Raw genomic sequence first — 4,880 nt, forward strand, 5'->3', positions numbered from 1 at the left:
CAGCACACCCCCCCGCTCGGGCGCCACCCGACAGCCGTCCGGGATCCGGGTGCCGGCGCAGGCGCGCTCGTCGCACGCCGGCCCACGCCGGGGTTCGGACAGGAACCTGGACAGGCAGCAGTGGGGGACGCCCGCCGGCCGCGGTGGCTCATCCCATCGCGGCTCCGACCAGTCCCGCCGGACGGGACGCCGGTCCGGCGGGCCGCAGGGCTCGACGTCCACCACGACATCAACCGAATAAACAGGGCCGGGGACTACCCGGACAGCGGCACGGGCCGTGTCATACGGCCTGACGTGTCGTACGACTACCTGCCTTCGTACCCACCTGTCTGTCTGGTATGGCTTTCGCCTGGTACGACCTGCGTAGAACCACCTGGCCCGGTGTGATGACAGGCCGGTCATCCACGGCGGACAGCCCCGGACAGGGCTGGAACGGCAGGGCCGGAACAATCCGCCGGACGCGCGCCTCCCGCGCCGTCAGACGGCAGGCGTCACCACGGGCTCAGGCACTGCTGGAGATGCTGGCCGCGTCCGACTGCCGCGATACTCCGAGCCGCAGCCGGGTGGGGTTCGCGACCGAACGCGGGATTCGCCACGGCTCGGCCGCGGCGTCCGAACCGTCGTTGGCGTCCTCTTCGGACGCCCGCTGGCTCGGCCACAGCGACTCCGACTGAACCACTTCATCGTGCTCGGCCATTGACAATGCTCCCCTCCCTGGCCGTAACCAACATGTGGAACCGGCCGACCATGGTGACGCGACAGACATGGTGACGCGACAGACATGTCGGTATTCCACCGACAGTCGGTTACAAAAGATATCGAACCAGTATCCAGGATGATACATGGCCCCTGGGTGAGAATAATCATGCACGGGGCCGCGGCGCGCGCGATACACACTCTTTACACACCGTGAACCCGCCGTAGATGACCAAACCCGCCGCGGGTAAAGTTGAACCACCGGAACGGATGGGAGGACTCACCGATGAGCGAGCCGCTGATCGCGATTCCTCCGGGTGGCTGGACCACCGACGACCTCGACGAGCTGCCGGTCAGCAACCATCGGTACGAACTGACCGACGGAGCTCTCAGCGTGTCGCCTTCCCCCTCCAACCTGCACCAGGCGCTGGGCGCCCGGCTCTTCGCCGCGCTCGAGGACGTCACGCCGGAGCCGTTCGCGCTGGCGATGGCCGTGGACATCCGGTTCGGCCGGCAGCTCACCCGTATCCCCGACCTGATGGTGATACGCAGCGACGAGCCCGCCCGGCACTGGTTCTCCCCCGCCGAGGTCGTCGTCGCGATCGAGATCGAGTCACCCGGCAACCATGTCGAGGACCGCACCACCAAACCCGCGCTCTACGCCCAGTTCGGCATCCCGCACTACTGGCGGATCGAGCCGGCGCCACCCCGTGTGACGACCTACCAGCCCGGCCCCGGCGGCGCCTACGTGGCGACCGGCAGCGGGCAGCAACTCATCGTCACCGAACCGTTCCCGGTCGACCTCGACCTCACCGCGCTGCTCCCCCGCTGGGCACGCTGACCGCACGAGCCAGCGCCACGCCGCCCACGCCGCCGGCCGGCCAGTCGGCGGGAGGCGGCGCGGACGGAGGGCAGGCCGACCGACGTCCTAACCGGGCGGCAGGCGGAAGGTGAGGTCGGCAGCGAGGACGGCGGTGTCCATCTGGGCCTTCTGCAGGTGGCCGGAATAGTCCCAGTTGACCGCCTGCCAACGGGTGACCTGGTCGAGCACCCAGCGGCCGGACTGGCGGGAGCCGTTGCCGGAGCGGCCGTTGCCCCCGAAGGGCAGGTGTGCCTCGGCGCCGGACGTCGAGTTGTTCACGCTGACCATGCCGGCACCGATCCCCCGGCGGAACCGGAAGACCGTCCGCGGGTCGTTCGTGTAGATCGACGAGGACAGGCCGTAGCCGGGGGCGTTCGCGAGCTGAACCGCCTCGTCGAGGTCCCGGTAGGTCGTCACCCCGATGACCGGGCCGAACGTCTCCTCCCGGAACACCTCGTCGTCGGGCCGGACACCGTCGAGGATCACCGGGTGGTAGTACAGCCCGTCATCGGGGTCGCCCACGAAGCCGCGGCGCGGACGGGCCGCGTCCACCCGACCGCCGAGGATCCCGCGACCCGGTGATGCTCACGGATCAGGCCGAGGGTGTGCTCGAAACCGGCGGCGAACCGCAGGTCGAGCAGGGGTCCGTACAGGACGTCGGCCACCGGGTCGCCGATGCGCGCGTCCTCGACCGCGGCCACCAGCCGGCGCAGGAACTCCCCGTGCACGGACTCGTGCACGATCGCCGTCCCCAGCGAGGTGCACCGCTGCCCGGCGGTGGCGAACCCGGAGAACACCGCGCCGGCGACCGCCGCGTCGAGATCGGCGTCGGGCGCGACGACCATCGGGTTCTTCCCGCCCAGCTCCAGGCAGGGGGTCTGCAGGTGCCGGCCGCACAGCTCGCCGATCATCCGTCCGACCTCGGTGGACCCGGTGAAGCCGACCTTGTCGACGAGCCCGGCGTCCAGGGCGCGCTCCAGGCCGGCGAACGTCTCCACGCCCTCGGCCGGCACGAGCCCGACCGCGCCATGGGGCACCCCGGCGCGCAGGATCAGCTCGGTGAACGCCTGCGCGCACGCGGCCGCGTAGACCGCCGGCTTCCACACGACGGTGTTGCCGCACAGCAGCGCCGGCACGATGTACCAGGACGGCACCGCCACCGGGAAGTTCCCGGCGGTGATCACCACCATGACGCCGACCGGCTCCCGGAAGGTGAACAGCTGCTTGTCAGGCATCTCCGACGGCACGGTCTCGCCGTAGAGGCGCCGGCCCTCCCCGAGGAAGAAGCGGCAGGTGTCGACGACCTCCTGCACCTCGCCGCGGGCCTCGGCCAGCGGCTTGCCGACCTCGCGCGTCACCAGGCGGGCCAGCGCCTCGGCGTTGGCCTCGACGAGGTGCCCCAGGTTCGCGATGACGCTGCCGCGGACCGGCGCGGGCACGTCCGCCCAGTCCGGTGCCGCCGCCCGTGCGGCGGCGCAGGCGTCCAGCAGGTCGGCGGGGCCGGCGAGGCTCACCTCGGCGACCACCTCGTCGAGGTGAGCCGGATTCGTCGAGCGGGTCACGGCCCGGGCCGCAGCCGGCCGCCGGCTGGTGGGCCCGGCCCCGTCACCGATCAGTAGCTCCACCCGGCGTGGCGGGACGGCCGGGCGGTGCGGCGCCTGAGGAATCTTCATGTCGACGACCTCACCATCCAGTCGATCATCTGACGGACCATGCAGTCGATCATCCGGAGCGGCCCGGGCCACCCAACCCGAATCCGGTCATCCGGTCATCCGGTCGCGATCCGATCATAGAGTCGGGACGCGGGCGAGGATCCGGTCCAGGGCGGCCACGCCGAGCTCCAGCTCGGCCGCGGAGACGGTCAGCGCCGGCCGGAACCGCAGCGCGCGGACGCCCGCGGGCAGCACCAGCACGCTCTCCTCGGTGCGCAACCGGCGGACCACGTCGTCCCGGCACCGTGCCGAGGGGAGGTCGATCGCGCACAGCAGCCCACGCCCACGCGGGTTCGACACCAGCGACGGATACTTCCCGGCGAGCTCGCCCAAGGCTGCGAGCAGGTCACGACCGAGTTCGCCGGCGCGGGCGAACAGTCCGTCGGCCGCCATCACCTCGAGCATGCGCCGGGACCGGACCATGTCGACCAGGCCGCCGCCCCAGGTCGAGTTGATCCGCCCTGGCACCCGGAAGACGTTGTCGGCCACCTCGTCCACCCGCCGGCCGGCCATCACCCCGCCGAGCTGCACCTTCTTGCCGAACGCGACGACGTCCGGACGCAGGCCCAGCTGCTGGTAGGCCCAGGCCGAACCGGTCATCCCCACCCCGGTCTGCACCTCGTCGAGGACGAACAACGCGTCGTGGGCGTGGCAGAGGCGCTCCATCGCCGCGAGGAACTCGGCCCGCAGGTGGTTGTCGCCGCCCTCGCTCTGGATCGGCTCGGCCAGGAAGCAGGCGATGTCGTGGGGATGGCGGGCGAACGCGGCCTCGGCCTGGGCCAGCGCGGCCGCCTCGGCCTCGGCGAGGTCGGCCAGGCCACGCGCGTCCAGCGGGAACCGGACCACCGGCGAGTCGATGCGGGGCCAGTCGAAGACGGGGAATCGCTCGGTCTTGACCAGGTCGGTGTTGGTCACCGACAGGGTGTATCCGCTGCGGCCGTGGAAGGCGTGCCGCAGGTGCAGCACCCGCCGGCCCAGCGAGGCGGGCCGGCCGGCCTGGGCGTTGTGCCGGCTCTTCCAGTCGAAGGCGCACTTCAGCGCGTTCTCGACGGCGAGCGCCCCGCCTTCGACGAAGAAGAGGTGCGGCAGCTCCGGGTCACCGAGGACACGGATGAACATCTCGACGAATCCGGCGTAGGCGGCGGTGGCGATGTCGGAGTTGGCCGGCTTGTTCACCGCCGCGGCGGTGAGCTCGGCGAGGAAGGCGGGGTCGCCGGTCAGCTCCAGCGGGTTGATCCCCAGCGGCGCGGACGCGAAGAAGCTGTAGAGATCCAGGTAGCGCCGGCCGTCCCGGGCGTCCACGAGCCAGCTCCCGCGGCTGCACTCGAGGTCGAGGACGATACCGAAGCCGTCGGCGATGACGTGGCGGCCGAGCACCTCGAGAACGTCGCGCGGCGCGATCGCCGTGCCTGCCGTGCCCGCGGTGCCCGTCGGATCGGCGGCGGCGCCCGTGACCGCGCCAGCGGACGCGTCGACGAGCGTGCCGCGCGTGGCTGGGTGGGTGTGCATGGGAGGGGCCGCGCCGGTGACGGCGGCCCGTCCCTGGACGGGCGCGGCCGTCGGTGCCGGTGTGACGGTGGCGCCGGACGTGACGCTGGAGGTGGAGGTGA

3 protein-coding genes and 1 pseudogene are annotated in these 4,880 nt (G+C 71.7%); 1 reads left to right on the forward strand and 3 read right to left on the reverse strand.

Features of this window, described 5'->3' with window-relative positions; translation table 11 throughout:
* Positions 1–502: 502 nt before the first annotated feature.
* Complete coding sequence (locus CM1CMNOD_RS13445) at positions 503–697, reverse strand: hypothetical protein (RefSeq protein WP_013874152.1); 195 nt, start codon at positions 695–697, stop codon at positions 503–505.
* A 285-nt stretch (positions 698–982) separates the two neighbouring features.
* Between CM1CMNOD_RS13445 and CM1CMNOD_RS13450 the strand changes: the two genes are divergently transcribed.
* On the forward strand, positions 983–1,537 hold the full coding sequence (locus CM1CMNOD_RS13450) for a Uma2 family endonuclease (RefSeq protein ID WP_013874153.1): 555 nt from the start codon (positions 983–985) through the stop codon (positions 1,535–1,537).
* An 87-nt stretch (positions 1,538–1,624) separates the two neighbouring features.
* On the opposite strand, the pseudogene CM1CMNOD_RS13455 reads toward CM1CMNOD_RS13450, so the two are convergent.
* Positions 1,625–3,231 (reverse strand): annotated as a pseudogene (locus CM1CMNOD_RS13455) (aldehyde dehydrogenase family protein).
* Positions 3,232–3,345: 114 nt separating this feature from the next.
* Positions 3,346–4,880 (reverse strand): L-lysine 6-transaminase (gene lat / locus CM1CMNOD_RS13460; RefSeq protein ID WP_431607658.1); only part of this gene is annotated, 1,535 nt, incomplete at its 5' end.

The sequence above is a fragment of the Protofrankia symbiont of Coriaria myrtifolia genome, from assembly GCF_900634755.1.
Taxonomy (GTDB): Bacteria; Actinomycetota; Actinomycetes; order Frankiales; family Frankiaceae; genus Protofrankia; species Protofrankia coriariae.